Source organism: Collinsella aerofaciens ATCC 25986 (assembly GCF_964237925.1).
Classification (GTDB): Bacteria; Actinomycetota; Coriobacteriia; order Coriobacteriales; family Coriobacteriaceae; genus Collinsella; species Collinsella aerofaciens_BJ.
In genome coordinates this window covers 73883-90546 of record NZ_CAXSKI010000009.1, presented here as the reverse complement: position 1 = coordinate 90546, position 16664 = coordinate 73883, and the positions used below count along the sequence as shown (strand labels likewise).

The following is a 16664-nucleotide window of genomic DNA, read 5'->3' as shown; positions in this document are numbered from 1 at the left end:
TCGACCTTCTCCCTGCTGTACATGCGAACCTCCAGTCCGGACCGCCCCGCGGTCCAACTTTCTGTCCGCACCCCCAAACGGGAGATTATCCACTCTCATAGTCATCAAGGCCCGCAAGCTCTTATTCAGCCGCCTCGCGCAGGGCCGACATCGTAGCCGCATATTGCTGCTGCAGCGCATGCATTCCCTCGCGAGCGCCGTCAACGGCATCGGCGCCGCGCAGTGCTTCGGTCACCACAACCGCCGGCTCGTACAGATTATCGAATCCCAGGTTCTGGCTCACGCCCTTGAGCGTATGCGCTGCCATAAACGCACCTTCGGCGTCTCCTGCCGCCATGGCGGCCTCCAGCTTGTCCATGCTCTCGTCATCCAAAAATTTGAGGGCAAAGCGGGCAAGCATTTCCTCGCCCATCAGCCGAGCGCACGCGTCATCATAATTGGCGCCAATCTTCTCATACGCCTCACGCATGGAAATCATGGATTAAAACTCCTTTGGTCAAACTAAATCGTGGGAAACGCGACGACATCGGCGGGGCGTGCCAACGTCTCGGCAATACGGTCTTGCACCTCGAGCAGGCAGTCGAGCAACAGCGGGTTAAAGGTGCCGCACTTACCGTCCAGGATCATCTGGATCGCCTCCTTGTGCGGGATAGCGTCCTTGTACACGCGCACGCTCGTCAGCGCATCATACACGTCGGCCACCGAGACCACTTGCGCGGCAATGGGAATCTCGTTGCCTTTAAGGCCATCGGGATAACCCCTGCCGTCCCAGCGCTCGTGATGCCAACGCGCAATCTGGTACGCATATTCCATAAGCGCATTGCCGACGTGATGGCGGCCCAGCTCAAGCAACATGTCGGCGCCCATCGTGGTATGCGTCTTCATAATCTCGAACTCCTCGGGCGTAAGGCGCCCGGGTTTGTTGAGAATCGCATCGTCAATCGACATCTTGCCGATATCGTGCAGCGCCGAAGCCAGGGCAATCGTAGAGCGTTCCTCATTGTCGAGGGAGATGGTGTCGCTACGCTGGACCAGACAGCCAAGCAGCAGCTCGGTCAGCTTCTCGATGTTCGTAACGTGTCTGCCGCTCTCGCCGTTGCGAAGCTCCATGACGCCGGCCATGATGTCGATGAGCATGCGACTGTTCTTGACGCGCTCGTTGTACTGCTGGGACAGCAGGCTCGTCAGGCGGCGCTGTTTGGCGTATAGGCGGATGGTGTTGCTTACACGGCGGCGCACGACACGGGAGTCAAACGGGCGGCTGATATAGTCCGAGGCGCCCAGCTCGTACGCGCGCAGAACCACATCGTCGGAATCTTCGCTCGAGATCATGATGACAGGTAGTTTGTCAACAACCGATCGGCGCGACAGATCGGCCAGCACCTCAAAGCCGCTCACGTTCGGCATGACAATGTCCAGTAGCACGAGCGACAACTCATCGCCATAGCGGTCGACCATATCGAGCGCCGTACGACCGTTATCAGCCTCGAGGATGCAATACTCGTCCTTGAGCATCTCGTTGAGAATGACCCGGTTCATCTCGGAGTCATCGATAATAAGCACCAAAGGCTTTTCGCTTTGGAAGGCCTCGATGGAATCGGCATCGCTCACGACCGTACCGGCTTTTGTCTTAGCGCGACTCAGTAACTGGACAGCGCGGCCAACGCCCTCATCGACCGTCTCGCCATGAATGCGAACGCCACCAACACATGCCGTCAATCTCACGTACTCATGGCCCGGAATAATCGTGGCATGAACGGCGTCGGATACCTGATGCAGGCGACGGGTGAAGTCATCGGAGGGAATATTGGGCATGACGACCACAAACTTGTCGCAGCCATAGCGCACAAGCTCGTCAGTCGAACGAATTCCGCTGCGTATGGCCGTCGCCACAGCACCGAGTGCAAGGTCGCCGGCATGACGGCCACACGTATCGTTGAAGACCCTAAAATCATCAAGGTCGATCACCGCAACGCCGGCATTCATGCGGGCGTTGCGGAGCTTTTCCTCGTAATATCGGCGATTGCGCACACTCGTCAGCACGTCGGTGTAGACAAGGTCCTCTTCTGCAGCCTCTTGCTCATTGATCGGACGCACCATCAGCAGGACGTGAGGCTCGCCCTCGACCTTCAGAGGGCGCAGGCGAGCGCGGTACTCAGTACCATCACTGAGCAGTTTCTCCGACACCTCATCGGAGTCTGCCAAGGCCTCAAGACTCGACTGGCGCAAACAAGGACACCGATCGCCGGCGAGCAGGCAGTTAGGCTCGCTCTTAATCTGATCGACCGACAGCAAACGCACCACGGGGTAGGTCTTCGCGACGCGGGCGACCTCGGCGGCAGCCTCCTCGTCAGTTAGATTTGCCTCGTGATTATTGAGCATATGGGGCCCTTTCTATCGTCACACACGGCAACGGTGCATACCAAATGGTACAAGGGTAACATCTAACAGCTGCAGGCAAACGCGCGATTATCGTTGCATTTTATGACCTAGCAAACGGCGGTAATGGAGCCGCGAGCGCGCGGTTATGGGTGCATTCGTTAACAATGAAGAAACGCTAACAGTCCCCTCCCCACAGGTCATCGAACGAGCTAACGCCCCAAGACATCGCGAACGGCGTTTGCCGCCGTAACGGGGCGATCGCGCAGACCGTTATGCGCGCCCGGGATCGTCACGAGGGGGCAATCGAGATATTCGGCAGCCGCTCGCGTACCAGCCTCGCGGGGCGTACCGACCGAAAGCTCGCCCAAAAACACGGCCGACACCGCCTTTGACGCGCGGGCGCGCTCCCAGTCGGGAGCATATGTCATATTTGTTTCGTATTCATTGGCCATGAAGCAGCGGCCATTGCGCAGGGCATGTTTGGCTTCCGCTTCGGTCGTCCCAGGGGCCTCGGGGTCCAAGTCGCCGAGGGCTCCCAAGAAAAGCCGGAGCGCCCTTGAAACCTTTCCAGCCGCAATCATATCGAGCAAAACCGGAGCTGCGCCCATGCCGACGCCTTCGGCCGACACAGCTGGCTCGTGCAGAATCGCACGGGCGACGAGATGGGGTTTGGTGCGAAGAAGCTCCAGCGCCACCAACGTACCGGCGCTGTGCGCAAGCACATTTGTCGGAGCGCCAACGTGTTCGATCACAGCTTGCAGGTCGGCGGCCTGGGCGGCAAGATCATAGCTGCCGTCTGCCGCTTCGCTGCTGTCACCACAGCCGCGGCGGTCGTAGGCAATTACGCGGTAGTTGCGGCTGAGCTCACAAGCGATGCCGTCGAAAAATGTGCCGTCGACACAAGCTCCGTGCACGCACACCAAAGCAGGAGTATCAGGCGACACATCCGGGCCGGCATATTCGCGACAGGCGATCGTGGCTCCCGCATTCTCGACCGTAAAATCCATGTTGTGCCCCCATCATCAACGCCCATCCAGTTGCACGTCAGTACGGTTGGATGGACCCGCATTGCCTTACGCCTTGTTAACAGATTAACTGTACCCGACCCAAGGCTTTTCATGGCACGGCATCATGAGCGACGTGAAAAAACGAAACTTGTAAAGCAAGAGCCCGCACCTTGTTTTGGAGCCGATGCTATGCTTAGGCACAATTGTCTTGAGGAGCATATGCCTATGTCTACGTTTTTAAATGCCAGCCCCATCTTTGGGCCCGTTCGCAGCCGTCGCCTTGGTCTCTCGCTCGGCGTCAACATGATGCCGGCCAGCGGCAAAATCTGCACGTTCGACTGCATTTACTGCGAAAACGGCCTCAACGCCGAGCGCCCCTGCCATGAGCCGTACAACACAGCCGCCGTGGTACTCGACGTGCTCGAGGCAAAGCTGCGCGAGATGGCAGCCGAGGGCGAGCTCCCCGATGTAATCACGTTTGCCGGCAACGGCGAGCCCACCGCCGCGCCGGAGTTTCCGCAGGCCATCGCCGGCGCCGTCGCGCTGCGCGACGAGCTTGCCCCAAACTCCAAGATCGCCGTGCTCTCCAATGGCACGCGCGCCGACCGCCCCGAGGTGCACGACGCGCTCATGATGATCGACGACAACATTCTTAAGCTCGATACCGTCGATCCGGCGTTTATCCAGCTGCTCGACCAGCCTGTTGGCCCCTACGACGTCGAGCACCAGATTGAGACGTTCGCAAGCTTTGACGGTCACGTTATTATCCAGACGATCTTTTTGACCGGTGAGTATCTGGGCAAGCCCATCGACAACACCGGCGAGGAGTACGTTGCCCCCTGGCTCGCGGCACTTGAGCGCATTCGCCCACAAGAAGCGACCATCTACACGGTGGCTCGCGAGACGCCGGTCGCCGGCCTTGCCAAAGCAGCGCCCGAGGCCCTCGACGCCATCGCCGCGCGCGTGCGCGCCCTCGGCATTCCCTGCCAGGTGAGCTACTAGCGCGCAGCTGCCCTGTGAGTGGGCTATACTAGCTGCGAATGAAAGGAAGTTAGCCATGTTTGACAATGGACCCGTGCCCGGCCGCAACGACGTCTGCTGGTGCGGCAGCGGCAAAAAATATAAGAAATGCCATAGCGCCTTTGATGAGCGCCTCGAGCGCTTGTGGGAAGAGGGCTGGGAGGTTCTGCCCCGCACGCTCTACAAGACGCCCGCCGATATCGAGGGCATCAAGCGCTCGGCCGCCATCAACGTGGGTGTGCTCGATTACGTAGGCGAACACATCGCCGCGGGCATGACCACCAACCAGATCGACCAGATGATCTACGACTACACCGTCGAGCACGGCGGCACGCCGGCCGATCTTAACTACGAGGGCTATCCCAAGAGCGTGTGCACCTCGATCAACGACGTCGTCTGCCACGGTATCCCCTGCGATGCGGATGTGCTGCACGAGGGCGACATCATCAACGTGGACTGCTCCACGATCCTGGACGGTTACTTTAGTGATTCGAGCCGTATGTTCTGCATCGGCGAGGTCTCGGCCGAGCGCCAGCGCCTGGTCGACGTCACCCGCGCCAGCGTGGAGGCGGGTCTGGCGGCCGTCAAGCCATGGCTACCGCTGTCCGTGATGGCCGAGGCCGTGCAAAAGACGGTCGAGGACGCCGGCTTTAGCGTGGTGCGCGAGTACGGCGGACACGGTATCGGTAAGGAGTTCCACGAGGACCCGTTTGTGGGCTTTACCACCGAGGCGCCCGATGTGGACACCATCATGGCTCCGGGCATGGTCTTTACCATCGAGCCCATGGTCAACGCCGGAGCGCCCGACATCAAGATCAGCAAGGGTGACGGCTGGTGCGTGCGCACCAAGGACGGCAGCGATTCGGCCCAGTGCGAGGTACAGCTCGTGGTGACCGAGGACGGTTACGAGCTGCTCAGCTGGTAGCTGTGGATGCGCCGGATGCCGACGGGCACGCCCGTCTTGCATCCGGCGTTTTATTTGAGCGTTTTGCCTGATAAAGCCTGCCAAAAATGAACCTGTCCCTTTTTGGCAGGCTGAACGGAGAGGACTGCTTGTGAACATCCTGGTTTTGTTGCCCGTCAACGATCGTCACCGCGCGATCCTCGAGTCGAGCGCTCCGGGCGAGGACTTTATCTACACGAGCTCCGACGCCATCACGCGTGAGCAGGTCGCCAACGCCGACGTGATCTTGGGCAACATTGACCCTGCCCTGCTTACCGCGTGCAAGCACCTCCAGCTGTTGCAATTGCAGACCGCCGGCTATGACGATTACTTGACCGCCGGCACCGTGCCAGCCGACGCCAAGCTTTCCTGCTCGGTGGGCGCCTACGGCCAAGCCGTGAGCGAGCACATGTTTGCCATGGTCCTTTCCATGATGAAGCGCCTGCCCGACTATCACGACTTGCAGCGCGAGCATCGCTGGGAGGATTTAGGGCCGGTCACCTCGCTCAAAAACGCCAATGTGCTGGTGCTGGGCGCGGGCGATATCGGCGGCCACTTCGCCACGCTCTGCCGCGACATGGGCGCGCACGTCCGCGGCATCAAGCGCCATCCACTCGTCTACCCCATTGTGTTTGAGGACATGGACGGCATGGACGCCCTGTCCGAGCGCCTGGCCGAGGCCGACATCGTCGCATCCTTTATGCCCAGCACGCCCGAGACCCGCGGCCTGGCGAACGCCGAGTTCTTCGCCGCGATGAAACCGGGCGCCTTCTTTGCCAACGGCGGCCGCGGCGACCTTGTGGTCGCCGACGACTTGGTTGCCGCCTTGGAGTCGGGACATCTCGCCGGCGCCGCGGTCGACGTCACCGACCCCGAGCCCCTGCCCGCGACAAGCCCGCTGTGGGATGCGCCCAACATGCTCATCACACCGCACGTCTCTGGCTGGTTCCATCTAGCCGCCACCCTCAACAACGTCGTCGACATTGCCGCGGAGAATCTGCGTCACCTGCAGGCCGGCGAAACTTTACGTTGTTGGATCGAGCACTAATCTTGTTCCGCCGTTTTACCAAACGCCGGAACCCCTCGACGCTGCGAGCCCCATGGGTTCCGCCGTTCTAACGAACGGCGGACCGGTCGACGCTGCGAGCCCGCCGTTTGGCCAATCTGCCGTTCAATTTCAAAGGCGCGACCAGAAGGTCAGCGCCTTTTCATTTCACGGCACCTTGGCTCAAACGGCAGGCTCTCGCTGACTTTTGCTCAACCTGTGGGGTCTTCAAATTGTTAGAGCGTTGCTAAGTAATTCTTTGCGTCTTCTACGCTCATTGCTGCGACAGGCGCGTGTGAACAGAGTTTGACATCGTTGGTGACCAGTAAATCTGCTTGGGAGCGCATCGCTGCCGCAATGATTAAATCGTCTTCGTAATCGCTATGGAGATTACGCTGCTTGCTCGCCATCCATATGTCACTCAGGTCGCAGGGTACCGGCGTGGCAAGTTGCGACAACACGTCGAGGCAATCCCATGCAAGTGATGTCGCCGCCACGGCGGCATCTTGGGATAGTGAGCCATGCTCGCGCCGATACCATGCCTTATGTTCGCTTGAAATCAAATAGAACAGATCTTTGGACGATGTCGCCGCATACAGCAAATCCACCTGCGCCGTGCATGCATCGCGTAAAAACTCAATCGCCACCGAACGACCACGTCGTGAGGGAATGAAGTAATCGAGCCACACGTTGGTGTCAACCAAGATACGCCTTGGAGCCTCACTCATAGAGCCAGCTCATCTCCTCGCCATAGCGATCCGCATAGGCATTCCGTTTGAGCTCTTCGTCGTCCGATGGCTGAGCCCTGACCATATCGATTCCCGACTCGCGGCAAGCGGCAGCGAACAGCTTCGACCCCTGATCCATGAGCTCGAGCTTACGTTTGGCGGCCTTTTCGCGCTCGCGCTGTTCCGCCCGGGCACGACTGGGCAGCAGGATATCCTCGAGCGCGCCGGGCCGATCAGCCAGAGATGCCGCAAGTTGCCAGAGCGCACGCACCGCTTGGCTCGGCGTCATACCGGCCCTGGAGAGAGCGGCGTCCCCACTCCTTTTAAGATCGGCATCGAGACGCACGTTGATCTGAGCGGCTGTTGTGGTCATGACCCCTCCTTAATACTTCAAAACTATCATAAAACTCTATGGTAGATACGTAAAGCATGTATAGCATTTATAAGCATTAGCCGTACTCTGTACACAAAAAGCCGCCGAGGCACACTGCACCTCGGCGGCCACATATCACAGATCTAGCTCGGTTTCACCCTTTGCATTCGCCCAGATAAAACCTGCCGAAATCAACATCCCTCTTTGGCAGGTTTTAGAGCTCCGCGCTTTCGGCTCCGTTGATATGGAGGTCGCGCTCGTAGAAGGCGGTGAGGGCGCGGATGGCGTACATCACGTCGCGCACGCCGCCGGTCTCGTAGCTCGAGTGCATGGCCAGCTGCGGCAGGCCCACGTCCACGGCATGCATGCTCGCCTGCATGTTCGACAGGTTGCCCAGGGTGGAGCCGCCGGCCATATCACTCTTGTTGGCGAAGGCCTGCGTGGGCACGTCGGCGTCATCGCAAATAGCCTGGAACACCGCGCGGCTAAAGGCATCGGTGCAGTAGTGCTGGTTGGCGGCTTCCTTGATAACGATGCCGCCGTTGAGCACGACCTGGTTGCGGGCATCGCACTTCTCGGCGTGGTTGGGATGCACGGCATGTGCGTTGTCGCAGCTCACGAGCATCGAGGCGGCAAGTGCGCGATGGTACGACTCGTCATCGAAGCCCAGCGATCCGTTAATGCGGCGCAGCGCATCGGCCAAGAACGTCGACATGGCTCCCTGCTTGGTCTCGGAGCCAACCTCCTCGTTATCAAAGCAGCAGAAGACCGAGATATCGCGCGCGTTCTCAGCACCCAAAAATGCCTGCAGCGAGGTATAGGCGCAGGCCAGGTCGTCGAGCTTGGGCGTCGAGATAAACTCGTCGGCCCAGCCCCAAATGCGCGCATCCTGACGATTGACCAGGAACAGATCGCGACCCAGAATCTGCTCGGGCTCAACGTCCAACTCGTCGGCGATCAGAGCATCAAAGTCGCCCTGCTTAAGATCACCGGCGCTGATGAGCGGGCACAGGTCGACGGCGCGGTTGGGCGCAAAGCCCTCGTTAACGCCACGATTCATATGGATGGCAAGGCTCGGAATGATAGCGACCTCGCGCTCGGTGGCAAGCAGGCGGCTCTCAATACGGTCGCCTTCGCGCACCAACACGCGGCCCGCGAGCGCCAGCGGGCGATCGAACCAGGTGTAGTCGATCATGCCGCCGTAGGCCTCGGTGTTCAGGCGCAGCGCCTCGCCTGCGCCGTCGAGCTCGGGCACGGCCTTAACCTTAAACGTCGGCGAGTCGCTGTGCGACGCCGTCAGCTGAAAATGGTAGTCGCCGGCAACGCCGTCCTCGCCCCACGTCGCGGCCAGGTCCTCGCCCACCTTAAAGGCAACAACGCTCGAGGTGTTGCGCTGCGTGTAATAACGCCCGCCCGGCTCGATGTCCCACGCCGCATTCTCGGGCAGGTAGGTAAAGCCCGCCTCGTCGAGCTCGGCCATAATGGTCGCCGCCGTATGGAACATGCTGGGGCATGCCTCGATAAAGTCGATAAGGTCGTTGGCAGCCTCGATATCGTCGGCCGTCACGTGCACGCGCTCGGGCGCTTCCTGATCCGTCATGCTCTCCCCTTTCGCTGGGTTGATGGTCCCCTCCAGCATACCCCGCCACGCCAGCGCCGCACTCTTCATTCCGCGTTTAATCCCGCGCCGCTCGCCAAGTTGAGCCATAATGCCCGCGCACCTTTTGCGACAATTACGCTAACAGGACGAGAGGAGCCGTCATGAAGCCACGTAACATTGCCATCGCCTGCGGTGTCGCGGGAGTCGCCGTCGGCCTTGCCGCTGCCACCGGTATCGTTTATCACAAGCAAATCAAGTCCGCCGCGTCGCTCAAACGCTTGACCGGCTACGCGGATGGCTATGACCTGTACGCAATCGACATCGCCTACGACTACGATCTTGATCGCATCATCGCCGCTGGCGTGCGCGACGACCAGGCCTACATCGATGCCGTGGTGGCGCAGGTGCTGCCCGGTGTGCCGGTACATGTCCAGGCGCCCCAGTTTGCCTGCAGCGCTTTTGTCGCCGTAGATGCCGAAGGCCGCGTGCGCACCGGTCGCAATTACGACTTTAAGGACGACACCTCGGCGCTGCTGGTGCGCAATCACCCACGCGGCGGCTATGCCTCCATCGGGTTTGCCGCCCTTAACAACCTGGGCGATAACACTCCGGTTGACTCCGTCGCCGGACGCGTCGCCGCAGTCATGGGCCCGTTTGCCCAGCTCGACGGTGTTAACGAATGCGGCGTGTCCATTGCCGTGCTCACCCTGGATTCCAAACCCTGTGACCAGGACACGCAACGTCCCGCCATCAATACCTCGCTCGCCATCCGTCTGGTGCTCGACCGTGCCGCCACCACGCAAGAAGCTGTCGACCTGCTTTCTGCCTACGACATGCACGCCATGGCAGGACGCGATTACCACTTCTTTATAAACGACGCCGCCGGTGACGCGCGCGTAGTAGAGTGGGATCCGCGCGATCCGGACCGCGCTTTCAAAGCGACTCCCGTACGCCAGGTTACGAACTTCTACGCCTGCTATGGCGACGAAGTGCTGCCCAACCAAAAGAATGGCGAGCTGGGCCATGGTAAAGAGCGCGCCGTCGCAATCGCCGATGTCCTTGACGCCCATGTCGGTGCCCAGGACGAAACGATTGCCTGGGAAGCCCTGCGCGCCGCAGCGCAAGAGCCCAATCCGGAAGACATCACCAGCAATACGCAATGGTCGGTCGTCTTTGACAATACCGAACCCGCCGCCGCTATTACACTGCGCCGTCACTGGGGAGATGTCGACGCCTTCGCACTGTAAGGAGCCAGGCCCGTCGACCTTACGCTCGCCTGACGTTGTTTACATTTCTATACGCTTGAGCTAACTCGTTTTGCCCCCGTACCAGCAGTGTGCGGGGGTAAACTTATGCGCATGTTATAACTTGCCCGGAAGGATTCATCATGCTTAGGATCGGTCTTCTTACCAGTGGCGGCGACTGCCAGGCGCTCAACGCCACCATGCGCGGCATTGTCAAAACGCTTATGACCAATAGCGAAGAACCTATCGAGATCTATGGTTTTGAGGACGGCTACCAGGGCCTTATCTACAGCAGGTTCCGTGTCATGACGCCCGCCCATTTTAGCGGCATCCTTACCCGTGGCGGCACTATTCTGGGCACAAGCCGTACGCCGTTCAAGCGCCTGGATATTCCCGAGGCCGACGGAGTCGAGAAGGTGCCGGCAATGGTCCACACCTATCATAAGCTGCAGCTCGACTGCCTGTTTATGCTGGGCGGCAACGGCTCCACCAAGACCGCCAACCGTCTGCGCGAAGAGGGCCTCAACGTTATCGCCCTGCCTAAGACCATCGATAACGACACCTGGGGCACCGAGTTGACGTTTGGCTTTACGAGCGCCATCGACGTCGCCACCAAGTGCATCGACGACATCCACACCACTGCCTCGAGTCACGGCCGCGTGTTTGTCATCGAGATCATGGGGCACAAGGTTGGCTGGATTCCGCTGTATGCCGGCGTCGCGGGCGGTGCGGACGTCATCCTGATCCCCGAGATTCCCTACGACATGGATAACGTCATCAAGACCATCGAGCATCGCATGAAGACTGGCAGCCGCTTTACCATCGTGGCTGTCGCCGAGGGTGCCATCTCCAAGGAGGACGCGGCGCTGTCCAAGAAGGAGTACAAGAAGAAGCTCGCCGAGCGTACGAGCCCGTCGATTGTCTACGACATCGCCAAGGAGATCGAAGCCAAGACCGGTCGCGAGACCCGCGTCGCCATCCCCGGCCACACGCAGCGCGGCGGCCAGCCCGACGCCCAGGACCGCATCTTTGCGACCCAGTGCGGCGTCGAGGCCGCGCTGGGCTGCCTACGCGGCGAGTTTGGCTACATGATTGCCCTGCGTGACGGCAAGATGTGCCACATGCCGCTCGAGGATGTCGCCGGCAAGCTCAAGTATGTCGATCCCCAGAGCGACCTGGTGCGCGAGGCCAAGGCGTTGGGCATCAGCTTCGGCGACGAATAGCCTCGGCCGAAATCCATCCCATCGGGCCCTCCGACCCCGCCCGACGTATTTCGATTTGGCTCCTCCCTTGACTCCGTCAAAGGTCGCCAATCGAAATCGTCGGGCGGGGTCGGAGGGCCCTGCGTTTACATACTCGCCGAGGTTATTCGTCTTCTTGCTGCGGGTGCCTGGTCTGAAATTAAGTTGCGGTGAAATAGTTCCTGCTTAGCCCGCAAATGGCTGAATCTAAGAACTATTCCACCGCAACTTTTGACCCGGGGCTCTTGGCTGCTACTTGCACTGACATTTGTCCTGAAATGGCTGGTCGTTAGGGGTTGCTACCGGTAGTTGCGGTAGGGTTGGGGCAGATTCTAACTAGAAATGGTGGTCGCTACCGGTTGTTCTCGGCATACTCGGCTCATTCGATTACGGTCACCATATGAAAGGAACTGTCATGGATCTTGCGATGGCGCAGCGGCTCGTTGATCGCCGCAAGGCTGCCGGGCTTTCTCAGGAGGCGCTTGCCGCCCAGCTGGGTGTGAGTCGTCAGGCTGTCAGTAAATGGGAGCGCAGCGAATCCTCGCCCGATACCGATAACCTTATTGCGCTCGCCGCGCTGTATGGCGTGTCGCTGGATGAGCTGCTGTATGGGGAGGCGATGGCTAGCGCTGATGATGAGGCTCAGAACAGCAACGCCGGCACCAAAGCTTCAGATAAGGCTGAAGAGGCTGAGGCTTCTGCTGAGCACGCTGATTGCAGCGATAAGCCGCTTGTCGATATTTCCCTCGCGCGCGGCATCCACGTTATTGATCCCAACAAAGGCAAAGAGGTTCATGTTGGCTGGAGTGGCATTCATGTAGCTAACGAGCGCAAGGGTGAAGAGGTCCATGTGGGGCCGGGCGGATTGCATATCGATACGCTTGAGGACGATGGACATAGTGTGCATATCAATGACGACGGCACCGTCACCATCGACGGCGAGACGTTTTCCAGCTGGAAGGAAGCATACGACAAGCTCGACCATCATGGCAAGCATTTCCACACCAAGGTCGGACGTACATGGAACAAATTCCCCTTCCCCGCGCTTGTCGCCCTCGCCTATCTGGTGCTCGGCATTGTCTACGGCACATGGGCTACGGGACTCTTCCTCGTCTTTTTGATTCCCGTCTATTACGCGCTTGGCGACTTTATCGACCAACGCCACTTATCTAAGCTGATCGATGTCGTCTATTCAGTCAGTGCCGAGGCATGGTTCCTCTACATGTGGCTCTGCCTGGAACAACCCCATCCCGCCTGGGTAATCCTCATCACCATCCCGGTCGTAAAAGCACTCATGCGTTGGTGCCGCAAACAATGGAAGCATCGCAAGCAATAGATGCGGCGTTTGCCCAGATAAAACCTGCCAAAATAAACCTGTCCCTTTTTGGCAGGTTACTCGGCGCTCTTGAGGGCGCCGACCATGTCGATCTTGTTGAGCGTTCGGTTGGTGACGAGGTTGACGATAAACGTAAAGACAAAGGAAAGCACTACGGCGAGCACATAACTCAGCGGCTCGACCTCAACGTCAAAGTAGAGCGACGGCATCTGCAGAATGTACGTAAAGCTCTCGGCCAGCAGGCTACCCAGCGGCACGCCCAGCGCGGCGCCAATCGCCGTGAGGATCAACGTCTCCTTGTTGACGTAGTGGTGCACCTCGCCACGGCGGAAGCCCAGCACCTTGATGGTCGCCAGCTCGCGCTCGCGCTCGGAGATGTTGGTGTTGGACAGCGTAAACACCACCACAAACGACAGGCACGCCGCCATAAAGGTCACAAGTACTACGACGGAATTGATGATAGTGAAGTTCGCCTCATAATTTTCCCAATGCTCGGCCGTGCTCGAGATGGTGAGCCAACCGTCGCTCTTAAGCTTCTTGCTAAACGCAATCTGGTCAGAAGATGAGCCCTTAAGCAGCGCAAAGATGCCGTTAAGACGCGCGCTTCGGTCGAACGCGCGCTCATAGGTGCTCTGCGTCATATAGAGCGTGTTGCCCAGATAGTTGAGCGAAATGTCGCTAACCTTGACCTTGGCGACGTTGAGCGACGAATCCTGGACGTGTGCTGTGTCGCCCGGCTGAATCCCCAGCACCAGTTGCGAGCTCTTGCTCAAGTACACGTCCCCGTCACGCAAGGCGAGCGGTTCTTTGGACTCATCCTCCAGGCGCACGTAGTCACCCAAGTCACCCGTGCGGTCGTCGGGAATCACAATGAGCTGTACGGTCTCGCTCTTGCCGCCAAACGTAAAAGTGACGTTGTCGGTCATGATCGGCAGCGTCGAAGTCACGGTCACGTCGGAATCCTTGGCCGCGCTTCGCTCGTCGAGCGCCGCGCACGTCTGCGTAAAGTCATCGGGATTGGCAACCGCCAGCAGGTCATAGCGCGTGATATGCCCGTACTGTTTGGGCGAAAGCGCCACCGACGTATCGCGGATGCCCATGCCGCAGATCACGAGCGCCGTGCAGCCGGCGATACCGAAGATGGTCATAAGGGCACGCTTTTTGTAGCGGAACAGGTTACGCGCTGCCACCTTGTTCAAAAAGCCCATGCGGTGCCAGATAAAGCCGATGCGTTCAAGCAAGATGCGCGAGCCGGCACGCGGCGCCTTGGGGCGCATGAGCGAAGCCGGCGTCTCGGCCATCTCGTGGCGGCAGGCGATAATCGTGGCGCCCACCACGCCCACGGCAAACAGCGCAACCGACACGAGCGACGACACGATGTCGTACGAAAGCAGCATCTGGGGCAGAGAGTACATGTCATCGAACACCGTAAACAGGAACAGCGGCAGCCCCACAAAGCCGATGATGTTGCCGAGCACGCCGCCGATCAGACAAGCCCACAGCGCATAGTCCACGTATTTGGACAGGATACGTCCGCGCGAATAGCCGAGCGCCTTGTACAGGCCAATGAGCGTGCGCTCCTCCTCGACCATACGTGTGGCGGTGGTAAGGCTAATGAGCACGGCGACGATAAAGAAGATGAACGGGAACACCGTGGCGATGGCCTCAATTGACGAGCTATCGCTCTCCACGCTTGAGTAGCTTGCGATATTGCCGCGGTCCTGGATGTACCAGGTGCATTCGCCCAGATCGGAAAGCTCGGCGCGGGCATCGGCAAACTGTTGGTCGGCGGCGGCGCGACGCTGGTCCAACTCGGCCTGCGCCTGCGCGCGTTCCTCGCTGCCCTCGGCCATGCGGTCGATGCTGTCCTGCTCGATCCCAAAGAGCAGGCCGGCCTGGCGCTCGGCCGCATCCAAGCTTGCCGGCGTGTCGACCGTCAGCTCCTGAGCGCGCGCATTCTCACGCTCCTCGCGGATCTTCTCGATATTGCCCTTGACCTCATTGATCTTTGCCGCGTAGGCATCCGAATAGGAATTGAGGCTTTTGGCTCCCTCGACGATCACGTGGACCGCGGAGTAGGAAGAAGATGTCGCAGCGTCCTCGCTCACGTAGAACTTATAGTCCGCAGTCGAAGCAGCGCGAAAGGCGTTGACTGTCGAGTCGGAGCTCACGTCGGTAGGATCGAGGACCTCGGCCGTAATGGTGTAATCGCCCACGGCAAACTGATCCTTGGCGCTTTGGTTCGACGAGCTCGCATCGTTGGCGGCAAAGCTCACCGTATCGCCGATTTTCTTGCCCGAAGCCTTCAGGAACTTCGAAGTCACCGCGACCTCATCGGCGCTCTCAGGCAAATCGCCGTTCACGAGCACTGGCTGATCGATGTTCTCCTTGGAGAGACTTTGCACGACCACGCGCTCGCGCGTTGTGCCCACGGCGGTATAGGCAGTCTCGGTATAGATGCCCTCGGCCGTCTCGACGCCGTCGACCTCTTGGATCGCAGCAAGGTCGTCGCGCGTAAGGCCATAGGTCGACTGCACGTTAATGTCATAGACATTCTGCTGGTCAAAGTAGGCGTCGACCGAATCGCACAGATCCTCGCAGCCCGCCTTAAGACCGCACATCACGCTCACGCCGAGCGCGGTGATCACGACGATAGACAAGAAGCGTTTGAGGCTGCCGCGAATCGTGCGGTAGACACCGCGGCGAAAAACCGTCGGCACCATATCGTTTGAGCTTTGGGCAGTGCGGTAGGTCGTAAAATCCTGCTCGCGCTCCGTGTTCCGCGCGTCGCGGCGTAGGCTGTTTTGGCGGTCCTGGTCCATGGGCGCTACCACTCGATCGTCTCGATAGGCACGGGATTTTGCTGGATCGTCTCGCTCTCCACGCGGCCGCTCTTAAAGCGAATCAGGCGATCGGCCATGGGCGCCAGCGCGGAGTTGTGGGTGATGATAATGACCGTGATGCCCTGCTTGCGGCAGGTGTCCTGCAGCAACTGCAAAATCTGCTTACCGGTTTTGTAGTCGAGTGCGCCCGTGGGCTCGTCGCACAAAAGCAGCTTGGGGTTCTTGGCCAGTGCGCGCGCAATGGACACGCGCTGCTGCTCGCCACCCGAAAGCTGCGCCGGAAAGTTGCCCAGGCGCTCACCCAGGCCAACCTGGCAAAGCGTTTGCTCGGCATCGAGCGAATCGGGGCAGATTTGCGCCGCAAGCTCAACATTTTCGAGCGCCGTCAGGTTGGGGACCAGATTGTAGAACTGGAAGACAAAGCCGACGTCGGCACGGCGGTATTCCACGAGCTGCGCCTCGTTGGCGGAGCTCACGTCGCGCCCGTCCACCGTTACGGTGCCGGAGGTTACCGTGTCCATACCGCCCAGGATGTTGAGCGCCGTGGTCTTGCCGGCACCCGAGGCGCCCAGGATAATGGCGAGCTCACCGCGCTCGACCGTAAAACTCGCGCCGTCGAGTGCGTGAATGCGGGCGTCGCCCTCGCCGTATGCCTTGATGACGTCTTTGAATTCGATATAAGCCATCGATTAATTCCCATCTGGTCGGATAACTCTTTAGTATTACCCATTTCCCACCGACCAAAAAGGGACAGGTTTATTTTGGCAGGTTTTATATGGGGAAACGGCAGCTATAGATGAGGCGCCGGGGAGGCAGAGAAATCATCGACGGGGTCAGGCCGACCGCCAAACACAACGCACGTATCTCTATCTGTCAGCCAAATCATTCGAACAGCTGTTCGT

14 protein-coding genes are annotated in these 16664 nt (G+C 59.6%); 6 read left to right on the top strand and 8 right to left on the bottom strand.

Features of this window, described 5'->3' with window-relative positions:
• Window positions 1-121: 121 nt before the first annotated feature.
• From ACESWY_RS06035 to ACESWY_RS06025, 3 genes are all read right to left on the bottom strand, one after another.
• Complete coding sequence (locus ACESWY_RS06035; RefSeq protein ID WP_055286833.1) at window positions 122-478, bottom strand: Hpt domain-containing protein; 357 nt, start codon at window positions 476-478, stop codon at window positions 122-124.
• A 23-nt stretch (window positions 479-501) separates the two neighbouring features.
• Window positions 502-2382 (bottom strand): diguanylate cyclase, encoded by a 1881-nt coding sequence (locus tag ACESWY_RS06030; RefSeq protein WP_373093343.1) that lies wholly within the window; start codon window positions 2380-2382, stop codon window positions 502-504.
• Between the two features lie 209 nt (window positions 2383-2591).
• Entirely contained in the window at window positions 2592-3389 is a 798-nt protein-coding gene (locus tag ACESWY_RS06025; RefSeq protein ID WP_161115074.1) for an alpha/beta fold hydrolase, read from the bottom strand.
• Between the two features lie 225 nt (window positions 3390-3614).
• Between ACESWY_RS06025 and ACESWY_RS06020 the strand changes: the two genes are divergently transcribed.
• From ACESWY_RS06020 to ACESWY_RS06010, 3 genes are all read left to right on the top strand, one after another.
• Window positions 3615-4391, top strand: a complete 777-nt coding sequence (locus ACESWY_RS06020) for a radical SAM protein (protein WP_161115073.1) — start codon at window positions 3615-3617, stop codon at window positions 4389-4391.
• A 55-nt stretch (window positions 4392-4446) separates the two neighbouring features.
• On the top strand, window positions 4447-5334 hold the full coding sequence (map, locus tag ACESWY_RS06015; RefSeq protein WP_161115072.1) for a type I methionyl aminopeptidase: 888 nt from the start codon (window positions 4447-4449) through the stop codon (window positions 5332-5334).
• Window positions 5335-5464: 130 nt separating this feature from the next.
• Window positions 5465-6400, top strand: coding sequence for an NAD(P)-dependent oxidoreductase (locus tag ACESWY_RS06010; protein ID WP_161178001.1), 936 nt, complete (start codon window positions 5465-5467; stop codon window positions 6398-6400).
• Between the two features lie 233 nt (window positions 6401-6633).
• Here the strand turns inward: ACESWY_RS06010 and ACESWY_RS06005 are convergent, their stop codons facing one another.
• From ACESWY_RS06005 to ACESWY_RS05995, 3 genes are all read right to left on the bottom strand, one after another.
• Window positions 6634-7101, bottom strand: a complete 468-nt coding sequence (locus tag ACESWY_RS06005) for a type II toxin-antitoxin system VapC family toxin (protein ID WP_373093340.1) — start codon at window positions 7099-7101, stop codon at window positions 6634-6636.
• 16 nt (window positions 7102-7117) lie between these two features.
• Window positions 7118-7498: a translation repressor RelB gene (locus tag ACESWY_RS06000; protein WP_118081124.1), complete on the bottom strand. Its 381-nt coding sequence runs from the start codon at window positions 7496-7498 to the stop codon at window positions 7118-7120.
• A 214-nt stretch (window positions 7499-7712) separates the two neighbouring features.
• Entirely contained in the window at window positions 7713-9098 is a 1386-nt protein-coding gene (locus ACESWY_RS05995) for a M18 family aminopeptidase (RefSeq protein ID WP_373093337.1), read from the bottom strand.
• Between the two features lie 161 nt (window positions 9099-9259).
• Between ACESWY_RS05995 and ACESWY_RS05990 the strand changes: the two genes are divergently transcribed.
• The 3 genes from ACESWY_RS05990 (at window position 9260) to ACESWY_RS05980 (ending at window position 12919) form a co-directional block, all read left to right on the top strand.
• Entirely contained in the window at window positions 9260-10345 is a 1086-nt protein-coding gene (locus ACESWY_RS05990) for a carcinine hydrolase/isopenicillin-N N-acyltransferase family protein (RefSeq protein ID WP_373093336.1), read from the top strand.
• Window positions 10346-10485: 140 nt separating this feature from the next.
• The gene (locus ACESWY_RS05985; protein WP_373093335.1) at window positions 10486-11565 is read left to right on the top strand and encodes a 6-phosphofructokinase; all 1080 of its coding nucleotides are present in this window, start codon (window positions 10486-10488) and stop codon (window positions 11563-11565) included.
• Window positions 11566-11998: 433 nt separating this feature from the next.
• On the top strand, window positions 11999-12919 hold the full coding sequence (locus ACESWY_RS05980; RefSeq protein WP_373093333.1) for a helix-turn-helix transcriptional regulator: 921 nt from the start codon (window positions 11999-12001) through the stop codon (window positions 12917-12919).
• 56 nt (window positions 12920-12975) lie between these two features.
• Here ACESWY_RS05980 and ACESWY_RS05975 read toward each other — a convergent pair whose 3' ends face one another.
• Together ACESWY_RS05975 and ACESWY_RS05970 are read right to left on the bottom strand one after the other, a co-directional pair.
• Entirely contained in the window at window positions 12976-15741 is a 2766-nt protein-coding gene (locus ACESWY_RS05975) for an FtsX-like permease family protein (protein WP_373093331.1), read from the bottom strand.
• 5 nt (window positions 15742-15746) lie between these two features.
• On the bottom strand, window positions 15747-16448 hold the full coding sequence (locus ACESWY_RS05970) for an ABC transporter ATP-binding protein (RefSeq protein WP_373093330.1): 702 nt from the start codon (window positions 16446-16448) through the stop codon (window positions 15747-15749).
• Window positions 16449-16664 lie beyond the last annotated feature (216 nt).